21 protein-coding genes are annotated in these 22,735 nt (G+C 36.1%); 5 read left to right on the top strand and 16 right to left on the bottom strand.

Annotated features, from left to right (window positions below):
- Positions 1-70: 70 nt before the first annotated feature.
- The 4 genes from pgl to J3U14_RS06175 all read right to left on the bottom strand — a co-directional run bounded on the left by pgl (position 71) and on the right by J3U14_RS06175 (position 3,767).
- Positions 71-769, bottom strand: a complete 699-nt coding sequence (pgl, locus tag J3U14_RS06190) for a 6-phosphogluconolactonase (protein WP_267352348.1) — start codon at positions 767-769, stop codon at positions 71-73.
- A 12-nt stretch (positions 770-781) separates the two neighbouring features.
- On the bottom strand, positions 782-2,242 hold the full coding sequence (gene zwf / locus J3U14_RS06185) for a glucose-6-phosphate dehydrogenase (RefSeq protein WP_267352349.1): 1,461 nt from the start codon (positions 2,240-2,242) through the stop codon (positions 782-784).
- A 191-nt stretch (positions 2,243-2,433) separates the two neighbouring features.
- On the bottom strand, positions 2,434-2,718 hold the full coding sequence (gene rplY, locus J3U14_RS06180) for a 50S ribosomal protein L25 (RefSeq protein ID WP_065558900.1): 285 nt from the start codon (positions 2,716-2,718) through the stop codon (positions 2,434-2,436).
- A gap of 176 nt (positions 2,719-2,894) precedes the next feature.
- The gene (locus tag J3U14_RS06175; protein WP_267352350.1) at positions 2,895-3,767 is read right to left on the bottom strand and encodes a D-hexose-6-phosphate mutarotase; all 873 of its coding nucleotides are present in this window, start codon (positions 3,765-3,767) and stop codon (positions 2,895-2,897) included.
- A 186-nt stretch (positions 3,768-3,953) separates the two neighbouring features.
- On the opposite strand from J3U14_RS06175, the gene hemW reads away from it, so the two are divergent.
- Positions 3,954-5,087: a radical SAM family heme chaperone HemW gene (gene hemW, locus J3U14_RS06170; RefSeq protein WP_267352351.1), complete on the top strand. Its 1,134-nt coding sequence runs from the start codon at positions 3,954-3,956 to the stop codon at positions 5,085-5,087.
- Between the two features lie 232 nt (positions 5,088-5,319).
- Here the strand turns inward: hemW and J3U14_RS06165 are convergent, their stop codons facing one another.
- On the bottom strand, positions 5,320-6,288 hold the full coding sequence (locus J3U14_RS06165) for a sugar kinase (RefSeq protein WP_267352352.1): 969 nt from the start codon (positions 6,286-6,288) through the stop codon (positions 5,320-5,322).
- Between the two features lies 1 nt (position 6,289).
- Positions 6,290-7,105 carry a DeoR/GlpR family DNA-binding transcription regulator gene (locus J3U14_RS06160; RefSeq protein ID WP_267352428.1) on the bottom strand — a complete coding sequence of 272 codons (816 nt, stop codon included), beginning with the start codon at positions 7,103-7,105 and terminating at the stop codon, positions 6,290-6,292.
- Between the two features lie 332 nt (positions 7,106-7,437).
- On the opposite strand from J3U14_RS06160, the gene J3U14_RS06155 reads away from it, so the two are divergent.
- The 4 genes from J3U14_RS06155 to J3U14_RS06140 all read left to right on the top strand — a co-directional run bounded on the left by J3U14_RS06155 (position 7,438) and on the right by J3U14_RS06140 (position 11,146).
- Positions 7,438-8,292 (top strand): tagatose bisphosphate family class II aldolase, encoded by an 855-nt coding sequence (locus J3U14_RS06155; RefSeq protein WP_267352353.1) that lies wholly within the window; start codon positions 7,438-7,440, stop codon positions 8,290-8,292.
- A 12-nt stretch (positions 8,293-8,304) separates the two neighbouring features.
- Entirely contained in the window at positions 8,305-9,225 is a 921-nt protein-coding gene (locus tag J3U14_RS06150) for a 1-phosphofructokinase family hexose kinase (RefSeq protein WP_267352354.1), read from the top strand.
- A 10-nt stretch (positions 9,226-9,235) separates the two neighbouring features.
- Positions 9,236-10,648, top strand: coding sequence for a PTS fructose transporter subunit IIC (locus tag J3U14_RS06145; RefSeq protein ID WP_267352355.1), 1,413 nt, complete (start codon positions 9,236-9,238; stop codon positions 10,646-10,648).
- A 63-nt stretch (positions 10,649-10,711) separates the two neighbouring features.
- Entirely contained in the window at positions 10,712-11,146 is a 435-nt protein-coding gene (locus tag J3U14_RS06140; RefSeq protein ID WP_267352356.1) for a PTS sugar transporter subunit IIA, read from the top strand.
- 174 nt (positions 11,147-11,320) lie between these two features.
- Here J3U14_RS06140 and ribD read toward each other — a convergent pair whose 3' ends face one another.
- The 10 genes from ribD to J3U14_RS06090 form a co-directional block, all read right to left on the bottom strand.
- Positions 11,321-12,436, bottom strand: a complete 1,116-nt coding sequence (gene ribD, locus J3U14_RS06135; protein WP_267352357.1) for a bifunctional diaminohydroxyphosphoribosylaminopyrimidine deaminase/5-amino-6-(5-phosphoribosylamino)uracil reductase RibD — start codon at positions 12,434-12,436, stop codon at positions 11,321-11,323.
- Positions 12,437-12,444: 8 nt separating this feature from the next.
- Entirely contained in the window at positions 12,445-12,897 is a 453-nt protein-coding gene (nrdR, locus tag J3U14_RS06130) for a transcriptional regulator NrdR (protein WP_065558910.1), read from the bottom strand.
- Positions 12,898-13,055: 158 nt separating this feature from the next.
- Positions 13,056-14,345 (bottom strand): threonine synthase, encoded by a 1,290-nt coding sequence (thrC, locus tag J3U14_RS06125; protein WP_267352358.1) that lies wholly within the window; start codon positions 14,343-14,345, stop codon positions 13,056-13,058.
- Positions 14,346-14,466: 121 nt separating this feature from the next.
- Positions 14,467-15,405, bottom strand: coding sequence for a homoserine kinase (thrB, locus tag J3U14_RS06120; protein ID WP_267352359.1), 939 nt, complete (start codon positions 15,403-15,405; stop codon positions 14,467-14,469).
- Positions 15,406-17,862, bottom strand: coding sequence for a bifunctional aspartate kinase/homoserine dehydrogenase I (thrA, locus tag J3U14_RS06115; RefSeq protein WP_267352360.1), 2,457 nt, complete (start codon positions 17,860-17,862; stop codon positions 15,406-15,408).
- 360 nt (positions 17,863-18,222) lie between these two features.
- Entirely contained in the window at positions 18,223-18,552 is a 330-nt protein-coding gene (locus tag J3U14_RS06110; protein WP_065558914.1) for a hypothetical protein, read from the bottom strand.
- Between the two features lie 124 nt (positions 18,553-18,676).
- Entirely contained in the window at positions 18,677-19,426 is a 750-nt protein-coding gene (locus J3U14_RS06105) for an SDR family oxidoreductase (RefSeq protein ID WP_267352361.1), read from the bottom strand.
- A gap of 164 nt (positions 19,427-19,590) precedes the next feature.
- Positions 19,591-20,067 (bottom strand): universal stress protein UspA, encoded by a 477-nt coding sequence (uspA, locus tag J3U14_RS06100; RefSeq protein ID WP_065558916.1) that lies wholly within the window; start codon positions 20,065-20,067, stop codon positions 19,591-19,593.
- Between the two features lie 66 nt (positions 20,068-20,133).
- The gene (gene pitA, locus J3U14_RS06095; protein WP_267352362.1) at positions 20,134-21,648 is read right to left on the bottom strand and encodes an inorganic phosphate transporter PitA; all 1,515 of its coding nucleotides are present in this window, start codon (positions 21,646-21,648) and stop codon (positions 20,134-20,136) included.
- 68 nt (positions 21,649-21,716) lie between these two features.
- A complete protein-coding gene (locus J3U14_RS06090; protein WP_267352363.1) occupies positions 21,717-22,688 on the bottom strand; it encodes a bile acid:sodium symporter family protein in 972 nt (323 codons plus the stop codon).
- Positions 22,689-22,735: the final 47 nt, after the last annotated feature.

Here is a 22,735-nt window from a genome sequence, read left to right as displayed (position 1 = left end):
ATTTAATTAAAATCAAAGTAATATTAAAGATAGATATTTGCCAACCTGTTGGTTGGCAAACAAAATTTAATTAGCGAGGAGCCCAAAATCCTATCACATTAACGTTGTCTTGCTGTATAACTGCCCTTATTGGCATCTGGTTAAAATCGGTACCTTGTTCAGCTTGTTCTAACACATTAATTTTACTTTCACCGACTAAATGTAAGTAAATATTTTTACTGCTTAATATTATAGGCAGTGTTAGAGTGATACGGTCAAGTGGTGCCGTTAAAGGAGTCATACCAATCACTTTTCGATTTGAGTGCATATCCAAGCCCAATTTTAAATTATCAGCTCCCGGAAACAGCGAAGCAGTATGACCATCTTCACCCATTCCCAAGATCAAAACATCAAAAGGCATCGGTACTTTATCTAAAAGCTGTTCTGTAACTTCAGCACCATCAAACGGATTATCACAACTATTTTTTAAACCAACAAAATTTGCAAGTTTTGCTTTATTTTGTAATAAATAAGTCATGACTAATTTTTCATTACTGGCATCATCCGTATCATCGACCCATCTATCATCAACCAAAGTGATATAAACGCGATTCCATGCTAAGTCTTGTTGACTGAGCAAAGTAAATAAAGGAATTGGCGTTTTACCACCCGAAACCGCAATAGATGCATGGCCTTTTTGTTCAATAGCCTGCTTAAGATTATTCACTATACGAGCAGTAAGTTCTTCATTTAAAACCTGACTATTTGCATATCTATTAAGTGTAAACATATTGATGTTCCTTTATTCAAATTCGTGCCAAGAATGCCCATCTTTTGTAATTAAAGCAACAGAAGCAACCGGTCCCCAAGTACCAGCTTGGTAAGTTTTCGGCGGCTCTTTTTCTGAATTCCAAGCACTAATAATAGAGTCTACCCATTTCCAAGCCGCTTCTACTTCATCACGATGAACAAACAATGCTTGGCGACCTCGCATTACTTCAAGCAATAGTCGTTCATAAGCATCGGCACTATGCTGTTGAAAAGCCTCATTAAAGCTTAAATCAAGTTTAGTCGTTTGTAAATTATGTGTGCTATCTAAACCCGGTACTTTGTTCAGAATTTCAATGTCCAAGCCTTCATCAGGTTGCAAGCGAATGGTTAATTTATTTTGTGGTAATGCAGGATAGGATTCACTAAATATATTCAAAGGCAATGATTTAAAATAAACCACGACTTCCGCACATTTGCTCGCTAAGCGTTTACCTGTACGTAAATAGAAAGGCACACCAGCCCAACGCCAATTGTCAATATCAACTCGAATAGCAACGAATGTTTCTGTGCTGCTTTCTTTATTAGCGCCATCTTCTTCTAGATAACCCGGTACGTTTATTCCATTAACAAATCCTGATGTATATTGACCACGAACAACTTTATCATGAAGGTTTGTCTTATCAATAGGTCTTAGCGCATTGAGCACCGCTATTTTTTCATTACGCAAACTTTCATCTTTCAAATTAGCCGGTGGAGACATCGCAATCATTGTCAAAATTTGTAACAAATGATTTTGAACCATATCACGCATTTGACCCGCTTTATCAAAGTAACCCCATCGACCTTCAATGCCAACTTGTTCAGCAACGGTAATTTCGACATGATCGATAGAATTACGGTTCCATAAAGAGGCAAAAACCGGATTAGCAAAACGTAAAGCTAAAAGGTTTAAAACCGATTCTTTTCCTAAATAATGGTCGATACGATAAACCTGCGATTCATCGAAAAATTGTGCAACAGAATCATTAATATCACGAGATGATTGCAAATCCGTACCAAGGGGTTTTTCCATTACAATTCGATTGTGTTTTTGGTTTAATCCAGCGTGCGCTAAACCTTTACAAATTGTACCGAAAGTCCCCGGATGCATTGCAAAATAAAAAATTGCTGTACGATTCTGCTCGAGTTTATTTTTTAAATCGTTGAAACCAGCGATATCATTAACATCTAACTTATGAAAATTAAGACGTTGGCTAAATCGTTGCCAAATATCTTCATCTAATGGTTCTGACATAAATGTTGTAAGTGCTTCTTTAGCCACTTCACTGTAAGCAGATTTATCCCAATCTGCACGACCAACCCCTAATATTTTGGTTTCTTCAGGCAGTTTTCCATACTTTTCTAATTGATATAAAGATGGTAATAATTTACGCCTTGTCAAATCCCCTTTAGCGCCAAAAATGACTAAATTGCAAACTGGGACATCAGACATGGTTTTCTCCTAACTAAAATGATATCAATATGTTTTATTCTATTATGTTGAGTTGTCAGTGTCACCCAGTTAATGCTATAAATCATAACAATAGGCATTTGCCTAATTTAATCTAACACAAAAACAAAAAGGTCACCGTCTGGGTGACCTTTTGTTAGAAGCATTATTGGATGATACACCAATGCGTGAATCTAAACGCGCACAAAGTCCATATGAACTAATTTAGGCTTGAATGGATGACGTTGTACAGCTTGTACTTTTGCTTTAACCGCTTTACCGTCAACTTCAATAGTGAGCACTTCAGAATAAAATTCTGGTTTTTCTTGCATATTGAAAATATGATTGTGATCAAGCACAACAGATATTGCAGGTTCAGTTCCACCATAAATAATAGCTGGGAATTGACCAGCGTGACGCAGGCGGCGGCTCGCACCCTTACCATGCTCTTTTCTAACTTCTGCTTTTAATGTAAACATGTTTATTTCTCTATGTTATTTAAATAAAAAACCAATTACAGGCGACCCAGTAGTTGGTTATGAAATTGGCGCTTTAAAAAGCTTGAGGATTATAAAGCGTTATGCTTGTAAACGCAAACAATTAATCAATTGGTCAATAGAATTGATTGCGTTTAAACATAACTCGCTATGCAATATTAGACCAATTTAATTTTAAAGCCATATGACGTTTTTTGTGTTGGTGATAATTTAAGTGTTTGATTAATACACGCACTTTCAACACACACCATCTTTTTATATTCTTGGTCATCAAAATCAGCCATCGCTTTAGCTTTATCTGTCCATGGATTCCATGTAACAACATCACTAGCATTAATGTTTGTGAGCTCAATTGTTCGACTAGTATCATTTATGGTTAGGGTGTTTTCAGCATGGGTATAAATACGATCGACTTCTTGATTAAAGGTTAATTGTCCATTAATTGTTGGTTTATTTTCAACAGACAAACGATCTTGATAAGTATTACCTAACCCTTTAACAGTCACATCATCGATATCACTAATACCAAAATAAGTATGTAATGCACTTGTTGCCTCAAAATCACCTTGACAACTTAATGTAACTTCACAGCTCTTGCCGACATGAATCGTTAACCAAATTTTAAAAGGTTTGGCAAAATAGGATTCAGTTTGGGGATTATTCGTTAATGACAAGATGATATCGACACCATTAGCATCTTCCTTGCATGAGTCTAACGTCCATTCAACAATACGTGCAAAACCGTGTGAAGGATTACCTAATTGCCCAAACCAAGGCCAACAAATGGGTACACCGCCACGAATAGCCGTTCCTTTTTTAAAAAAGGTTTTTTCACTTAACCAAATAACTGGGGACGTTTCGGTTGAAGGTTGCCAAAATAATAAATGCGCACCTTGTAGTGATATCGCTGCCGTGCATGTTTTATGGTTAACCGTTAAAATGGGTAATTCACCAAAATGCGATTGTTTTACTGAAGGGCTTATTGACGCTGCTGACAAACCATTATCCAAGATATCGTTAACAATACTCATACTTTCTCCTACAAAAAATAGTCTAATCGATAATTAATATCGAAAATTAATCGTGATTGTACGCTCTTTACACGAAATTTAAAAATACCAAAATAGTAAAAAAAGCTTTTTTTCATGAATTGAAGTAAAATAGTGCAACATTTATATAACCATTCATCAACCGCTATTAAGTTTCAGGATAGGCAGATGTTTTCATATAAAATTCCACTTAGCTTATATATACATATGCCTTGGTGTGTACAAAAATGTCCTTATTGTGATTTCAATTCTCATACCATCAAAAAAACACCTGATTATCGTGCTTATATTGATCATTTGATTAAAGATTTACAGCAAGATATAGCTCTTTGTCCTGAACGCTCGATCCATTCGATTTTTATCGGCGGTGGTACGCCAAGTTTATTTTCAGCCGAATTGATTGATCATCTGTTAACCAAAATTAATGAACTAATTCCAATTGAAAAACAGGCCGAAATCACCATCGAAGCTAATCCAAATTCTGTTGATGCAGAAAGATTTACAGGCTATCAACAAGCAGGAATAAATCGTATTTCAATTGGAGTTCAAAGTTTTCAAACTGATAAACTCATCAGATTAGGACGCGTTCACAATCCCCAAGAAGCAATCAATGCCGGGAAATTAGCACATAAACTAAAATTGGACAGTTTTAATTTAGATCTAATGCATGGACTTCCCAATCAAAGTTTAGATGATGCCTTGTTTGATCTTAAACAAGCCATAGCCATTAATCCTCCCCATTTATCTTGGTATCAATTAACCATTGAGCCTAATACACTTTTTGGCTCTAAACCACCTGTCCTTCCTGATGATGATAAACTTTGGGAAATTTATCAAGTTGGACACCAATTGTTAACTCAACATGGTTATCAACAATATGAAACGTCGGCTTATGCAAAACCGGAATTGAAATGCCAGCATAATTTAAATTATTGGCGATTTGGTGACTATTTAGGGATTGGGTGTGGTGCACATGGTAAAATAACCCAACCTAATGGGGACATTATTCGTACCGTAAAAACACGTCATCCCAAAGGGTATCTTGAAGGGCGTTATATCGAAAAATTTTATACCGTACCAAAGGAAGATCTTGCATTCGAATTTTTTATGAATCGTTTTAGATTATTTGAAGCAACACCTAAAATTGAATTTGAGCAACGGACTTTTTTACCTTTACAAACAATTGACAGGCAAATTAATTTAGCAATTGAAAAAAATTACCTTACTGAGGATAAAGAATATTGGAAAATAACTGAACAAGGAAAATTATTTTTAAATTCTTTACTTGAGATTTTTTTATAAATATTTAGTTGATTTATAATAATTATTTTGAATTTTACGCAAATTTAACATTATAAATACAAACATTTTAGAAAAAAATTTACATCGAGTTACATACATTTACTAAAAAATAGTGCATAATATATCCGACAATGTATTTATTTCATTGTTTTCCTATTCCTTATGTTTTCCCAATAACCTAGTTATTGGGACTTTTTTTATCTGCCACCCACATTAAAAAAGTTTACGATATTTAATTAACTTTGGAATTAAAAATAAATCTTTCTAATTCTGTTAAGGTAGAGGTGCCTTCCATTGGACCTTTTTGTGAAACGGCTAATGCACCACTTGCATTTGCATATTGCAAAGCTTTTTCAACACTAAATCCCGCAAGCATTAAACTGACAAATGTTGCTGCAAAACAATCTCCTGCGCCTGTTGGATCGATTGATTTTGTTGTAAAACTATCGACATGAATCTTTTTAATCGTATTTTGTTCATCATAACCATAATAAGTTGCCCCCTTCGCTCCACATTTCACAACAATATGTTTGATCCCTTTTTGAAGCAATTTTATTATGGTTTCTTGTTCGTTTTCATTATTATGGTCGGCAAAATAATTCACTTCACTTTCACTAGGTAAAAAGATATCAGTATATTCCATGATATAACCAAAAGATTGCTCCATCTCTTGAATATTAAACATTTCTTTGCGTAAATTTGGGTCGAAAGAAATAGTTCCTCCTTTTCGTTTGATGATATCTAATGCTTTGCGCACTGCATCAATTGCTCGAAACGAATACAACGATGAGCCCATAACATGTAAATGAGTACAATCTTTCAACAAGTTTTCGTTGATATGGTTGAATGAAAGAAGACCGCAGGCACTATTAGGAATATTGAAAATAAAATCTCTTTCATTAGAATTGCGGTATGATACGAAGGCGCTACCCGTATTAGCTTTATTATGAAAAGTGATGCCATCCGTAATGACACCATCTTGTTTAAGCCGATTAACACACATTTTGCCAAAGGTATCTTTACCAACACAGCTAAAAAACACGACCGGAAACCCTAACTTTGCCACTTGGTCAGCAAATATAGCTGGCGCACCACTCGGAAAAGGGCCTATAAATTCGCCTGTTTGATCAAAACGCTGATTTTGTTCCTTTGCTAAAAATTCAACTAGTAGCTCCCCGATAGAACAAATCTTAAAATTCACATTATGCTCCTAATTCATTTTGGTAAATGACACTAAATTTATTTGCGGCAAATTGTTTGAAACTAGAATCTAATAATTGCTGATGATATTCGGTTACAGCCGGTCGGGATAAGATCATCACATCCATATTTTTTAGCTTTCCAATGCTATGATCATCATTATAAACAACACGCTGAGGTAAAATACCAATGATGTGATGAGCTTTTTTGATTAATTGTTGATATATACTGATTTGCTCAGTATCTTCAATTATTATTTGGTTATCATGATTAATGGCGGTTAATTCAACAATAAAATGTGAAATCGAATAATCATCTAAAATTGAATCGCTGATATCATTATGCAAAATATTATTTTTTAATAATACACCACCAGTAAGCACAATATTAGCATCGGTGAACTCTTTCGCTAATTGTGCATTATTAATATCATTCATGATTAATTTTAATGATTTTTTAACATGCAAATAGGGAATAAGCTTTCTTGTAAGTCTGCCATGACTTAAAAAAATGGTATCGCCATCATTAATATAATTTAAGCAATTCTTCACTAAATCAATATCATAAATATCATCAACAAGTAATGAATTATTCGCCGCTACAATATGCGTTTTATTATTTGTACCTTCTGGTGACAAATAAATTGCCCCACCAAAAGAACGCTTTAAATATCCTTGTTGTTCTAAATAGGTTAAATCTTGACGAATAGTAACAGTTGAAACTTGAAGCATGTATGATAACTCTTCAACTTTGATTTCACCTTTTTTTCTTACTATTTCCGCAATATCCAATCTACGTTTCAAAAGGGCTGAAGACACTTTAGCCAATTTTAATGTCCTGTATTACATAAAACGAATTAAGATTAATGATAATAGAATTTATCATACAAGTGGTCAACAATAATTAATAAGTTATGTTTTATCGAAGATACCACATCTTAACATTATCAAAATCACAGGGTTACATGTTAACCATTTAAATTTATCTTTATCAATTTAAATTACTTTTACTGTTGAATAAATGTTCAGTTTTGTGATCCAACTCACGGTAATGACACTGGCATAACTTTCGTTTTGCAATCATAATTTAATAAAAATACTTTCATTTTAAAATTTAGTTCTGGTTGCAAATCAATTTAAGGGGTTGTCATATGTCGATCATTTCAAGTCATAATATGTTAAAAAAAGCACAGCATGAACATTATGCCGTTCCAGCTTTTAACATACATAATTTAGAAACCATGCAAGTTATTGTTGAAACGGTTGCCGAATTACAGTCCCCTGTAATATTAGCCGGTACGCCTGGTACATACTGTTATGCCGGTACAGAAAATATTATTGCCATTGCCGAAGCGCTATCTAAAAAACACAAAGTACCGTTAGCCATCCATCTCGATCATCATGAAGAATATGATGATATCGTTGAAAAAATTAATTCAGGAATACGCTCAGTCATGATTGATGGCTCTCATTTCTCTTTTGAAGAAAATATTGCGTTAGTAAAACGCGTTGTTGATTATGCTCACCGCTATGATGTGAGTGTTGAAGCTGAATTAGGTAGGCTTGGTGGCGTTGAAGATGATCTTGTGGTGGATGCTAAAGATGCTTTATATACCAATCCTAAACAAGCAGTTGAATTTATTGAACGAACAGGAATTGATTCACTTGCCATTGCAATTGGGACTGCTCACGGTCTATATAAATCAGAACCTAAATTAGATTTTGATCGACTTTCTGAAATTCGTTCTATGGTTGATATCCCACTGGTATTACATGGCGCTTCAGGTGTTCCGGACAAAGATGTTCGTGAATGCATTCAACGTGGTATTTGCAAAGTCAATGTTGCAACGGAACTCAAAATCGCCTTTTCTGATGCGCTAAAACACTATTTTATCGAAAATCCAAATGCCAATGATCCTCGACATTACATGAAACCAGCAAAAGCAGCAATGAAAGAAGTGGTTAAAAAAATCATTACAACATGTGGATGTGCCGGTAAACTCTAAGAGGTCAATCCTATGATCTATACTTTAACACTTAATACGGCAATTGATATGAATATCCGTTGCCAAGGTCTTAATCCCAATGCAGTGAATCGTACTTCACATACAGAATATAGTCCCAATGGTAAAGCTGTTAACGTTTCAATTGTTTTGAAAAAATTTAATAAATCGACATGTGCATTGGGCTTTTTTGGTGGATTTTCAGGAAAATATATTATTGATGAACTCACCAAAATGCAGATTGAAATCAAACCTTGTTTTATCGATGATATCACTCGCATTAACGTTTTTATTAATGATGGACAAAATGAATATAAGTTAGTGGGGAAAGGGCCTTTTGTGCCAGATAAAAAGAAAGCTGAAATGCTAAACATCATTGATTCTCTTGATCACAATAGCTATTTAGTCATCAGTGGTAGCCTACCTAAAAACATCGAGCCTGAATATTATCAATCTGTTTTAGATATATGCCAAACCAAAAATATTCAAGTTATTTTAGATATTAGTCATCCTAAACTCGCTCAATTACTTACTTATAAACCGCTATTAATCAAACCCAATAATGATGAACTGAAAGACATTTTTGGATTAGAAACCCAAACAACGGAACAAGTCATTGCATCGTTATCAACGGTACATTCACTTGGTGCTCAAAATATTTTATTAACTATGGGGGAAAAAGGTCTTTACTTTTCAGATGGTCAGCATGTTTGGTTTTGTAATGCCGTACCAATCAATTTGATCAGTTCTGCTTGTGCAGGCGATGCGTCACTTGCTGCATTTCTTAGTGAATGGCTACCAACACAAGAACACGTTGAAAAAGCAATGAAAAAAGCCTCTGCAACAGGGGCTAATGTTGCAGAATCAGATGGATTAGGTCTACTCGATAAAATCAGTACCTATATGGAGAAACTTGTAGTTACCCAAATTAAATAAAGGGGGCATTATGAAGAAGATACTTGCTGTAACAGGCTGCCCAACCGGTATCGCACATACCTATATGGCAGAAGAAGCGCTAAAATCAGCTGCGCAAAAAGCAGGAATTGAAATTAAAGTAGAAACCAATGGTGCAAGTGGTGTTGATAATGCAATTACCGAAGCTGATATGGCAAATGCCATTGGGGTGATTATTGCGGCAGATAAAGATGTTAATCCTGATCGCTTTAATGGTTTACCTGTTATTGAAGTTCCCGTTAAAGAGGGTATACACAAAGCTGTAGCATTAATAGAGCAGATTACTTCAGGGACAGTTCCTATTCGTAAAGGCGTACAGAATAGTGTTAATAATGCGATCTTAAAGCAAGTGGAAGTCAAAGAATCGATTGGACGCCAGCTCTATAAACACTTAATGAGTGGTGTGTCAAACATGCTGCCTTTCGTTGTCGCTGGTGGTGTACTCATAGCTTTATCATTTTTATGGGGTATTTATTCCGCAGATCCTAATAATGAACAATATAATGAATTTGCAGCAATGCTTAAACAAATCGGTGGAAAAGCATTTGACATTATGGTGCCTATTTTCACCGCTTTTATAGCCAATTCCATTGCAGGTAAGCAAGGGATGGTTGCTGGTTTTGTAGGTGGATTAATGGCTACGGCTACTGGAGCAGGTTTTTTAGGCGGTATTCTCGCTGGATTTGCTGCTGGTTATCTGATGCTGTATCTCAAAAAATGGTTAGATCATCTACCTCGCTCTTTCGAAGGACTGAAATCAATTTTTATTATGCCATTAATCGGTGTATTTGTTATTGGTGCAGGGATGTATTATCTGGGTAAACCCATCGCCATAGCGAATAACACAATGGCTGTATGGCTTGGTTCATTACAACATACTAATCCAATTTTACTCGGTATTGTTATTGGTGCTATGTGTTCCTTTGATTTTGGTGGTCCTATTAATAAAGCAGCTTATGTAACAGGTACTATGTTATTGGGTGAAGGAAATTACTATTTTATGGCTGGGGTTTCAGCTGCTTGCATTGCACCGCCTTTTGTTATCGCCTTCTCGACGACCATTTTCCGTCATAAAGCCTTTACAGAAGAAGAACGTGCTGCAGGTATTGTCAATTATGTTCTCGGTTCCACACATATTACCGAAGGCGCAATTCCATTTGCGGCAAAAGATCCTTTGCGGGTCATTCCAATCATGATGTTATCGTCGGCAATTGCATCCGTATTGACATTTCTATGCCAAATTCAAGTGCCTGCTCCACATGGTGGCTTTTTAGTACTGCCACTGGTTAATAAACCATTTTTATGGGTAGCGTGCATTTTTATTGGTGCACTGGTTGGCGCTGTGTTACTGGGTTTACTGCGTATGCATGAGAAAAGAAAATCAAAATCGATAACAATGCGTTAATTAATTAACAATTAGTTAGACATTAAACAATTATTCAGGATAATTTTTAAACAGGAACGCCATATGAGTAATTTAACCTTATCAATCAATGATATCTCGATTTTAAATGGTAACTATTCCAAACAAGAAGCCATTAAGTTAGTCGCTGATAGTATGATAGCATCCAATTTAGTCACCAATGACTATACTCAAGCAATGTATGATAGAGATGCACAAATATCGACTTTTTTAGGTAATGGTATTGCCATTCCTCATGGTACCACCGATAAACGTGATAGCGTATTAAAAACAGGTTTGAAGATTATCTATTTTCCGAAAGGCATTCACTGGGATGAAGATGATAATATTGCTTATGTTGTCGTAGGCATTGCAGCAAAAGCTAATGAGCATCTAAATATACTGCGTCAACTTACTCAAGCGGTGATTGCTGAAAATACCTTAGCACGCATACATGCCGTTCAAACTCCCGAAGAGTTATTGGCTATTTTACAAGGGTAATTAATATTTATCCTCCTATGAGTGTGGATCACCTTAGCTCATAGGAGATAATCACAATCTAGTGGAATTGTGATAACTATTGAGTTCCATAAATTTGCATTTATCAGACTTGCAAATAGTCACTATAACTTGCATCTTTGTTAAACCTATTTAAATGAATATTGGAAATGAAGACTATTTTCGTTTAAGAATAACTCTCAAATCTTCGTCAATCATTTCAACTGACTCAAAGTGAAATTGTGGTGCGAATGCAAGTTTTTGCAGATTGGGCAATATACACATATTTAACGCATTATGTCCCAATAATTTAGGGGCATAATAGATAACAAGTTCATCCACTAAATCTTGTTCAATTAATGCACCTGCCAGATGAGCGCCAGCTTCAACCCAAACCGTATTCATCTGTTTTTCAGCCAATAGCGAAAATAATTTAGATAAATCTATTTGCTTGCAATGCGTTGGTTCAATAATTATTTTGATATTTGGCTTTTCTATGGGAGTATCGTTTTTTCGTATCACCCATGTTTCACCAGATTGATTAAAAATATTTTCAGTTCCTGTTAACTCATCTTGACTGTCGATAATGACTCGAATTGGTTGTCTGACATCTTCTAATGAATATATTTTTTGTACGTCATCCGGCAATTCATTATATCTAACCGTTAAACTTGCATTATCTGCTTGTACCGTCGCCCGAGTACTTAAAATACAACTGGCTTGAGCACGAAACTGTTGTACATCTTCTCTTGCCTTGTTTGAAGTTATCCACTTGCTTTCACCCGATGCCATAGCGATTTTTCCGTCTAACGAAGCCGCCAGTTTAAGTTGGACAAAAGGCAAGCCTGTGCGCATGCGTTTTAAAAAACCTTTATTAATCGCTTCCGCTTGGTCAGCTAAAACCCCTTGGGTTACCTCAATACCAGCATCTTGTAAACGTTTAATGCCCTTACCTGAAACATTAGGGTTGGGATCTTGCATTGCGATAACGACACGTCTAACCCCTGATTGAATTAATGCATCGGCACAAGGTGGCGTTCGACCAAAATGACTACAAGGCTCTAAAGTAACATAAGCGGTTGCACCTTTTGCTTGTTGTCCCGCCATTTGTAGGGCATAAACTTCTGCATGTGGTTGACCCGCTTTTTGATGATAACCAGTACCAATAACTTGATTATCTTTAACGATGACACACCCGACATTAGGATTAGGCGTTGTCGTGAAACGACCCAGTTTTGCAAGCTCAATCGCTTGATGCATGTAAACGTGATCTTGATCAGAAATTGTTGTCATATTATTAATTATTTTTGTTGTAATTTAGCAATTTCATTACTAAATTGTTCAATATCATCAAAACTAAAATAGACAGAAGCAAAACGAATATAAGCAATTTTGTCTAAATTTTTAAGCTCCTCTATGACATAGTCACCAATTAATTTTGCAGGAACTTCTCGCTCACCCGTTGCTCTCAGTTTAGACTTAATACGTGTAATGGCATCTTCAATAGCATCAAAACTAACAGGACGCTTTTCAAGTGCACGCTTAATGCCATTACGGAGCTTTTCTTCGTTAAATGGTTCACGAACTTTATTGCTTTTGATGACATTAGGCATGATTAATTCAGCAACTTCAAATGTGGTGAAACGTTCATTACATTCCACACATTGACGACGGCGACGGACTTGGTAGCCTTCTCCAACCAAACGAGAATCAATGACTTTAGTATCTTCAGCATTACAAAACGGACAGTACATAAAACATCTCTATAATGACATAATATACATTACAATATCTGAAAATGTTAATTTAAACAAGGTTTACCTTAATAAAGTCAATTTGTTTTTGAAAATTAGCCTGAACACTTAAATATCCAGCCAAACAGACCGTCGCCAATTCAGCGACGGAAAACGAATTACCAATCTAACTGAATCAAAAAATCACGTAATTTGACAAAATCATCAGGCATATTATGCGAAAGTAACGGCATATCTGCACGCTCAGCTAATGCTTTAGGTAATGGAATGGTTCGCCCCAAAATATCTTCAACCACTTCTTTGAATTTTGCAGGGTGTGCAGTACCTAAAAATAATCCATATTCACCGGTTTGCAGTTGGTCACGAAGCGCACGATAAGCAATAGCGCCATGCGGTTCAGATAAATAACCTTTTTTATCCAGTTCACGAACGGCTTGTTTAGAAACTTCATCGGAAATAGCGGCATGTCCAAGTGTTTTTAAAACCCAACCTTCACGGTGATAAATTTCTTCTATACGTGGCCAGTTATTAGGTTGGCTCACATCCATTGCATTAGATAGCGTGGCAATAGTAGGATGAGGTTCCCATTTGCCCGTCTCTAAATAACGAGGAACGGTATCATTAGCATTAGTCGCGGCTATAAAGCGTTTGATCGGTAACCCCATCGTCTTGGCTAATAATCCGGCAGTTAAGTCACCAAAATTACCACTTGGCACCGAAATGACCAACTGTTCTCGTTGCTTTGGCGTGAGCTGGGCATAGGCTTCAAAATAGTAACAAATTTGGGCGAGTAACCGGCTAATATTAATTGAATTTGCTGAATTTAAACCAATTGCTGTCTTTAACTCTTCATCATCAAAGGCTTTTTTAACCAAAGCTTGGCAGGCATCAAAATCACTTTGAATAGCAATAGTATGAATATTATCGCCCAATGTACAAAAGAGTTTTTCTTGTAGAGGGCTGATTTTTCCTTGTGGATATAAAATTATCACCCGAATATTAGGTAGATGATAGAAAGCATGGGCAACGGCAGCACCAGTATCACCTGATGTCGCCGTTAAAATAGTGATTTTATCATCGGCAGCAACTTGAACTAATGCTTGCGCCATAAAGCGCCCACCAAAATCTTTAAAAGCAAGTGTTGGGCCGTGATATAACTCTAAAGTACCAATATCATTTTCAACTGCTGTGACTGGCGCAGGAAATTGAAAGGCATTATTAACTAAACGTTGCATATCTTGATGACTGATTTCATCGCCAATAAATGCGGATAAGATTTTGGCACTTCGCGTTACAAAATCGAGTTTTAATAATGATTCAATTTCGTTTGCAGAAAATTTTGGCAATATTTCTGGAAAAAAAAGCCCTTGGTTTCGTCCTAATCCTTGCTTAACGGCCTGAGCAAAGCTAACTTGCTGAGCGTGATCTTTTAAATTATACAATTTCATGATATTTTCCGATAATCTTTATGCTTTAATTGGTTACACTTTTTGACAACCTTTTTAGCGGTTAGTCAGTCATAAATTAGAATAGGTTTAAGTTTAACTCACGTTTCAAAAATGGATAAACTTAAATTACTCTTGCCCCTTGTTGATCAATTTTACAAATATGCGTAAACCCATCACTATTTTGTAAATAGCGACTTTTAAGAAGTAGTTCGATTTGCTGCGCAGTCTCTAATTTATCCGCAATAACAAACATGGTTGGTCCAGAACCTGAAATGCCTGAAGCTAATGCACCAAGTTGTTTTACACGTTGCTGTGTTTCATCAAAGTTTGGTAACAACTGTTTGCGATAAGGTTCAGCAATATTATCGATCAGCATGGCAGCGGCTAATTTAGATTGCTGGGTATAACAGGCATGCACAAAACCTCCTACATAACGACCATGAGCGACACAATCTGATTTTTGATATTGTGCAGGTAAAATAGCCCGTGCTTCAGCTGTTGAGACTTTGATTCCCGGATAAGACATAACCCAATACCAATCTTCAAAATGAGGAATAGATTCACTGATTATGCCCATTTCATCCAGAATCAGTTGCATGCCACCTAAATAGCAAGGCGCAACGTTATCATAATGCACACTACCCGAAATTCGTCCTTCCAATTCACCCATCATTTTAAGCATTTCAATTTGATTAAAAGGTTGACCAAAATACTCATTTAAGGCAACTAACGCACCCACGACTGAACACGCACTTGACCCTAAACCTGAACCAATAGGCATATTTTTTTCAAGTGTGATACTCACCGGTAACGTTTTACCCATTGCTTTACAAAAACGCTGCCAACATTGATAAACAATGTTGTATTTAGGGTCTCGTGGCAATTTTTTAACAAACTGACCTTTACTAACCAGTTTAAATTCTGTTGATGATTCAACAGTGATACAATCACCCAGCATCGTTCCACTTATTGGGCTAATCGCTGCACCTAAAATATCAAATCCCACACTGATATTCGCCATTGATGCAGGAGCATAAACTGTTATGGATTGATGTGTCATTTAACCTCCGATTTTTCCTGAAGTTGTACGCAAAATATCGGCAAACACACCCGCTGCAGTGACATCATTACCTGCACCATAACCTCGCAAGACTAATGGGATTGGCTGATAGTAGCGAGTATAAAATGCTAAAGCATTTTCACCATTTTTAACTTTATAAAGTGGGTCTTCACTATCGACGGCTTCAATTTTAACACTACATTGTCCGCCCTCAATGCTGCCTACATAACGCAATACTTTCCCTTCTTGTATCGCTTTTTCGGATTTTGCTTTAAATTCAGCATCCAGTTGCGGTAATTTTGTCATAAACTCTTCGATACTTCCTTGCGCATATTCTTTGGGTAACACCGATTCCACTTTGATCTGATCTAACTCAAGTTGTAATCCTGCTTCACGGGCTAAGATTAATAGTTTTCGAGCAACATCTGTCCCTGATAAATCATCTCTTGGATCTGGTTCAGTAAAGCCTTTCTCTTTTGCTAGCTTCGTCGCCTCTGATAACGACATGCCTTCATCGAGTTTACCGAAAATAAAAGAAAGCGAACCCGACAAAATACCCGAAAATTTAATGAGTTCATCACCGGCATTGAGTAAATTTTGTAGATTTTCAATAACGGGTAACCCTGCCCCCACATTGGTATCATATTGGAACTTACGTTTACTTTTTTCAGCTTCTTGTCGTAAACGTAAATAATAAGCCATTGAACTGGTATTCGCTTTCTTATTAGGGGTAACCACATGGAAACCATTGGCTAAAAAGTCTGCATATTTATCAGCCACTTCACTACTAGAAGTACAATCAACCAAAATTGGATTGAGAAGACGATTATTTTTAGCAAATTCAATTATGCTTTCTAAGGTATAAGAAATGTCAGATTGTTTAATCTGTTCTCGCCAATTTTTTAGATCAATGCCATCACGATTTAATAAACTGTGTTTAGAATTAAACAGACCGCAGACCCGCAGATCAATCTGTTTATTTTTAAGCCATCTTTGTTGGCGTCCTATCTGATCAACCAGTGCTCCCCCTACACCACCAACACCAACGACAAAGACATCTAACATTTTGTCGGTGCCAAATAGCATTTGATGAGTAACACGCACACCCATTACGGCGACATCATTATCCACAACGACCGAAATTGAGCGTTCAGATGAACCTTGAGCAATAGCCACAATATTAATATTGGCTCGCGCCAAAGCAGTAAAGAAATTAGCTGATAGACCTCGTAGCGTGCGCATACCATCACCAACCACCGAGATAATAGCAAGCTTATCAATTACTTCAATCGGCTCCAGTAATCCATCTTTTAATTCTAAATAAAATTCATCATTTAATGCTTCTTGAGCTCGATATAATTCTGTTTGAGGAATACAAAAGCTAATACTATATTCTGATGAAGATTGCGTAATGAGTACTACCGAAATACCGGCATAAGACATGGCAGCAAAGACCCGTGCCGACATGCCGACCATTCCTTTCAAACCAGGGCCAGATACATTAATCATAGCCATGTTATTGAGATTAGTTATGCCTTTTACTGGTGTTGTTGAGTCAACGACATTGGCACCGATCAATGTTCCCGGCGCATCAGGATTATTGGTATTTTTGATAAGACAAGGTATTTGGAACTGAGCAATAGGTAAAATAGTTCTTGGATGAAGCACTTTGGCACCAAAATAAGATAGCTCCATGGCTTCTTGATAAGACATAGTCTTGAGTAATTTAGCATCCGGTACAATACGAGGATCACAAGTATAAACGCCATCGACATCCGTCCAAATCTCGCAACAACTAGCTTGTAAACAAGCCGCTAACACGGAAGCGGAATAGTCAGAGCCATTACGCCCAAGCACAACGAGTTCCCCTTTATCATTTCCGGCGGTAAAACCAGGCATCAATATTATATGGTCTTCAGGGATATGCATATCACTGATTCGATGTGTGGATTGAGCAATATCAACCGTTGATTCCAAGTAGTCACCTTCTGCAATTAACATTGCCACTGGATCAATAACCGTGACTAAATGCCCTTTTGCTTTAAGCAGAGCTTGCATAATGGCAATAGAGAGTTTTTCACCTCGACAAATGATAGAAGCATTGATGCTATCGGGGCATTGTCCTAATAAACGAATACCTTCAAGTAGCTGTTTGATATGATTTAACTCATTTAATGCAAAATGTTTCATGGCTTCGTAAGCAAAATTTGGTTGTGCTTTTGAAAGACCTTCTAACAAATCCGCAAAGATTTTTTCCGCTTCATAAAGGTTATTTTTAATATCTTGCCCATCAACCGTTTTCTCAACCATCGCTACTAAATGGTTAGTGATTTTTGCCGGCGCCGATAATACTGTCGCTGTTTGCTCTTGTTTAGCATTATTCTCAATAATTTCTGCTATTCGCAAAAAACGTTCTGCATTAGCGACAGATGTTCCTCCAAATTTTAATACTTTCATATCACACCTACCCTTACTATCCTAAGTTATGTCATTGACCATCCAAAATACCATTGAGCCAAAACGTCTGATAAAAACTCATTGCAGTTAAATAAGATTTTTTTCTTATCTTGCCTGAAGTCGTTTCATCTTATAAGAAATTTTGAACCTCATATCTTCAATACAAAATAAAAACCCGCCTTTTTTGGCGGGTTTTCTTATATTTTTTAGAAAAATATCAACCCGCCCTAGATCGCATAATGGTGCCTAAGGTGATAATAATGCCTGTGATTGTCATTATTATGTTCATGATATTCCCTACTCTGTTTTTATTGCTATACAAAATAAAACAGCCCGACATTTTCATGTCGGGCTGCTATATCAAAATACTTTTTTGCTATTTTCGTATTCATTGACCACTTTGTTCAATGCTTGATATATGCTTTGTGCATCTTGTTTTTTCAATGCTTCATCAAGGATATTTAAATACGATAACATCAATTTTTGATTATCTTCGGCAAACTGGGGTGATACTTCCTGATCTTCATACAACATGACATAAGTTCGCGCAAACCCAAAAATCAAAAAATACACGGCAGCATTTTTTGGATCGTCTTGAATTAATGAGCGCATAGCTTTACGCAGTTTGACATAACTATCTGTGCCCGGCAAACTTGTCGCAAATGTTTTTGTTACTTCAGAGAAAGTCATTGCCATAAACCTTAATCAAAATTATAGGATAAAAGAATAGCAATCCATTAGCTTAAGTGCAAGTCTATTTTGTTTACTAAACTTAATTTTTTACTATTCTAAAAAACAATTAATTTATTTTGTTTTACTCTTTAAATACTGATAATCCTGCTTGAGCTTGAGCCACAGGCATGATTTCTATCGAAGTCACATTAAAATGTGGTGGTGTATTGACTAACCATGAAATGGTATTGGCAATATCGTCAGGTGTAATATAATCCACACCTTTATAAACAGCAGCGGCTTGTTCATTATTACCATGAAATCGCACATTAGAAAATTCAGTTCCGCCACATAATCCCGGTTCAATATTGGTCACTCTAATTTTTTTACCCAGTAGATCTGTTCGTAAATTGGCACTAAATTGTTTTACAAAAGCTTTAGATGCACCGTACACATTACCACCTTTATAGGCATAACTCCCCGCAACCGATCCAAGATTAATGATATAACCAAAATTACGTTCAACCATTCCCGGTAAGATTTGATGAGTTAAATGCACTAACCCAATAATATTTGTTTCAATCATTGTTTCCCAATCGTCATAATTAGCTTGATAGGCAGGTTCGAGCCCTAACGCCAAGCCAGCATTATTAATGAGGATATCAATGGGTTGAAATTCTTTAGGAAGTTGTAACAATAGGGATTCTACCGCATCATTTTTGGTCACATCTAAAACCAATGGTAAAAAATTGCACCCCAGTTCGCTGGCAAGACTTTTTAATTTATCTTCTCGCCTAGCAGTTCCGATAACTTTGTAACCATCAGCAATCAACTTACGACACGTTGCTTGACCAAAACCTGAAGATGCCCCTGTCACTAATGCAATATTCATCGTAAATCTCCTTATTGATTAATTTATACCTTTGAGTATAGCCCTGAAAACGTCAACATGCCTTATCAAAAAATGGCAAAGTAGTCATGTTACACTCATCTAACTTAAGAAATAAGAATCGGTAGTATTTTATAGTAACGTGTAAAGAATAAAAAACCCGCTATTTAAGCGGGTTGATCATTAACTTTTCCTTTGGCGGTTTGTTCAGCGGGTTCTTCATCTTTTAATGGAACAATCAAAGTATCAATATGCGTATTATTGATAAGTTGACGAGCGGAAGACATTAATTTACTCCAGAAATCTTGATGATGACCACATACAACAAGATCGACGTTGAATTCATGAATAGCTTCAATCAATACCTGACCAAACTCCCCATTGCCTGATAATGTATGAGCAATAGGATAACCAGCATCATCGGCTAATTTATTTAAAGCAATATGGGCATCTTCGGTAATTTTATCCTTCATATCATTCATATTAATATCAACTAAACCTGTGTAAAGATCAGAATAATTAATACCAACATGAATCAATGAGACTTGAGCATTATAAGGTCTTGCCATCGATACCGCTTTTTCAACAAGCACTTCACTTTCAGGTGATAAATCCACTGCGACTAATATATGTTTATAAGCCATTGTTCTTTACTCCTTTCTTTTTTGGCGCTCAGATTAAAAGTAAAATTAATATCTTCTTTTTTACTACTAAATTAATTTTTGAGCAAGCCAAAAAAGTGATCCAGATAGCAAAATTGAAATTGGCAATGTTAAAATCCAAGTTAATGCAATATTTTTTATCGTTTTGCTTTGTACCCCACCACCATCAACAATCATGGTACCGGCAACCGATGAAGAAAGAACCTGTGTTGTTGATACAGGCATTCCTGTATAACTGGCGATACCAATTGATAATGCGGTTGTAATTTGCGCTGACACACCTTGTGCATAAGTCATCCCTTTTTTACCAATCTTTTCACCAATAGTGATTGCAACACGTCGCCAACCAATCATAGTGCCTAATGCCAGTGCTGAGGCAACAGCAATAATAATCCAAACAGGTGCATACTCAACGGTTTTGAGTAAATCATTATTTAAAGATTTTAAATATTGTTTATCTTCAGTGGAAACATTAGGTTGTTTTGCAACATGCGATACGGTATCGGATAAACAAAGTAAAATACGTCTTGCTTGTGAACGTTGATCGACCGTTAATGCTTCATAATCATTAAGTTTATTAAATAATGAATTAGCAATACCGATCGTCATAAATGAACGAGAGTAGTCGCAGTGATATTGATTAATATCGGTTGTTGGAATTGTTGAATCGATAGCTGGTTGATGACCAATTACGCTGGTTAAATCTTTTTGATGTGAAACAAAATACTCTTCAATATTGTGAATTGCATTACGCGTATTAGTGATGTCATAAGTAGACGCACTCATATTAACAATAAAGCCTGCTGGTGCAATTCCCATTAAAACTAACATTAACAAACCAATGCCTTTTTGCCCATCATTCGCACCATGTGAAAAGCTAACACCGGCTGCTGATATAATTAACATGATACGGATCCAAAAAGGTGGTTTCTTTTTACCATAGAGCTTTTCACGCTGTTCTGGCGTCATAAAAATACGTTCTCTTTTTTTACTGCTTTTTTTACTTTGACCTTTACGAGTCCAATATTTACGCAATAAAAATATCATTAAACCCGCAATGATTAACCCAACCAGAGGGGAAACAATTAATGATAGGAAAATTTGAATCATTTTAGGAATATTAAGCGCTTCAATAATTGAAGTATCCATGATAAATGCATTAGCAAGCGCAACCCCAATAATTGAACCAATTAAGGTGTGCGAACTTGATGCAGGAATACCGACATACCATGTCCCTAAATTCCAAATAATGGCAGCAAATAAAATTGAAAAGACCATTGCCAGTCCATGCGCTGAACTAACATTGAGTAATAAATCGGTTGGTAAAAGGTGAACGATTGCGTAAGCAACACTTAACCCACCCAAAAGTACACCAAAAAAATTAAACACGCCAGCCATAAAAACAGCGAGTTGTTCTTTCAATGCTCTTGTATAAATAACAGTTGCCACAGCATTAGCGGTGTCATGAAATCCATTAATTGCTTCGTAAAAAAGGACAAAAAGCAATGCAAAGACTAATAATATAATTGTTGAAAATTCTAAATCAGCAAATAGATGAAACATAATATATCTTTCTGTAGTTAATGGCGGCTCTATTATCCTTGAGAATAAGGCAATGAGCAAAATAATTTTTATATTTTTCGCTTCGCATAACGAGCAGCTAAAAAGGCACAAATCATCAATTGAATTTGGTGAAAAATCATTAAAGGTAAAATCATTATTCCTATAATCGAGATAGGAAAAATCACACTTGCCATGGGAATACCACTAGCAAGACTCTTTTTTGACCCACAAAATACAATGGTGATTTCATCTTCTTTATTAAACCCTAATAATCTTGCACTATAGGTAGTAAACAATAATACAAGAATTAATAATAAAATAGAAAAAAAGATAACACTCAATAGTGATAACACGCCAACTTGTGACCAAATTCCATTTACAACCGCATCACTAAATGCCACATAAACCACTAAAAGAATAGATAAACGATCGGTTTTAGAAATGATATTTTTATATTTGTCTACCCATTTGCCAATATACCGTCTGGATAAATGACCAATAATAAAGGGTAACATTAATTTGAGCATAATTGAGCTAATGGCATCCATGATATTCATGGATGCAACAGCCTGTGTATGCATCAATAAACCAACTAATACAGGCGTGATAAAGACACCTAATAAAGTGGATGCTGAAGCACTACAAATGGCCGCAGCGACATTACCTTTTGCAATTGATGTGAAAGCTATAGCGGATTGAACGGTGGCAGGTAGAACGCAAAGGTAGACAAATCCTAAATAAAGATTTTCAGAGAGGAAAGTTGGCACCAATAATTGCATCATGACGCCCAAAATCGGAAAAACCACAAAAGTGGTGATAAAAATCAGCAAATGTAATCGCCAATTTTTAATGCCAACAACGATTGCTTGAAAAGAAAGCTTTGCACCATGCATAAAAAACAGTAAACCAATGGCGAAGGTGGTCAAATGTTCGAATGCAGTTTTGGTTTCACCTTTACAAGGAAACAAGCTAGCAGTCAGCACAACGCAAATCAGAATTAATAAAAATGGATCTATCTTAAAACGTTGTAATATATTCATAATTAACAGTTTACACGTTAAAAAAATCGCCACAATTGTGGCGATAT

This window comes from Gilliamella sp. B3801 (assembly GCF_026536645.1).
In the GTDB taxonomy this organism is placed as follows: Bacteria; Pseudomonadota; Gammaproteobacteria; order Enterobacterales; family Orbaceae; genus Gilliamella; species Gilliamella apicola_I.
Note: the sequence above shows the minus strand (reverse complement) of the source record. Positions and strands in the feature narration are given on the sequence as shown.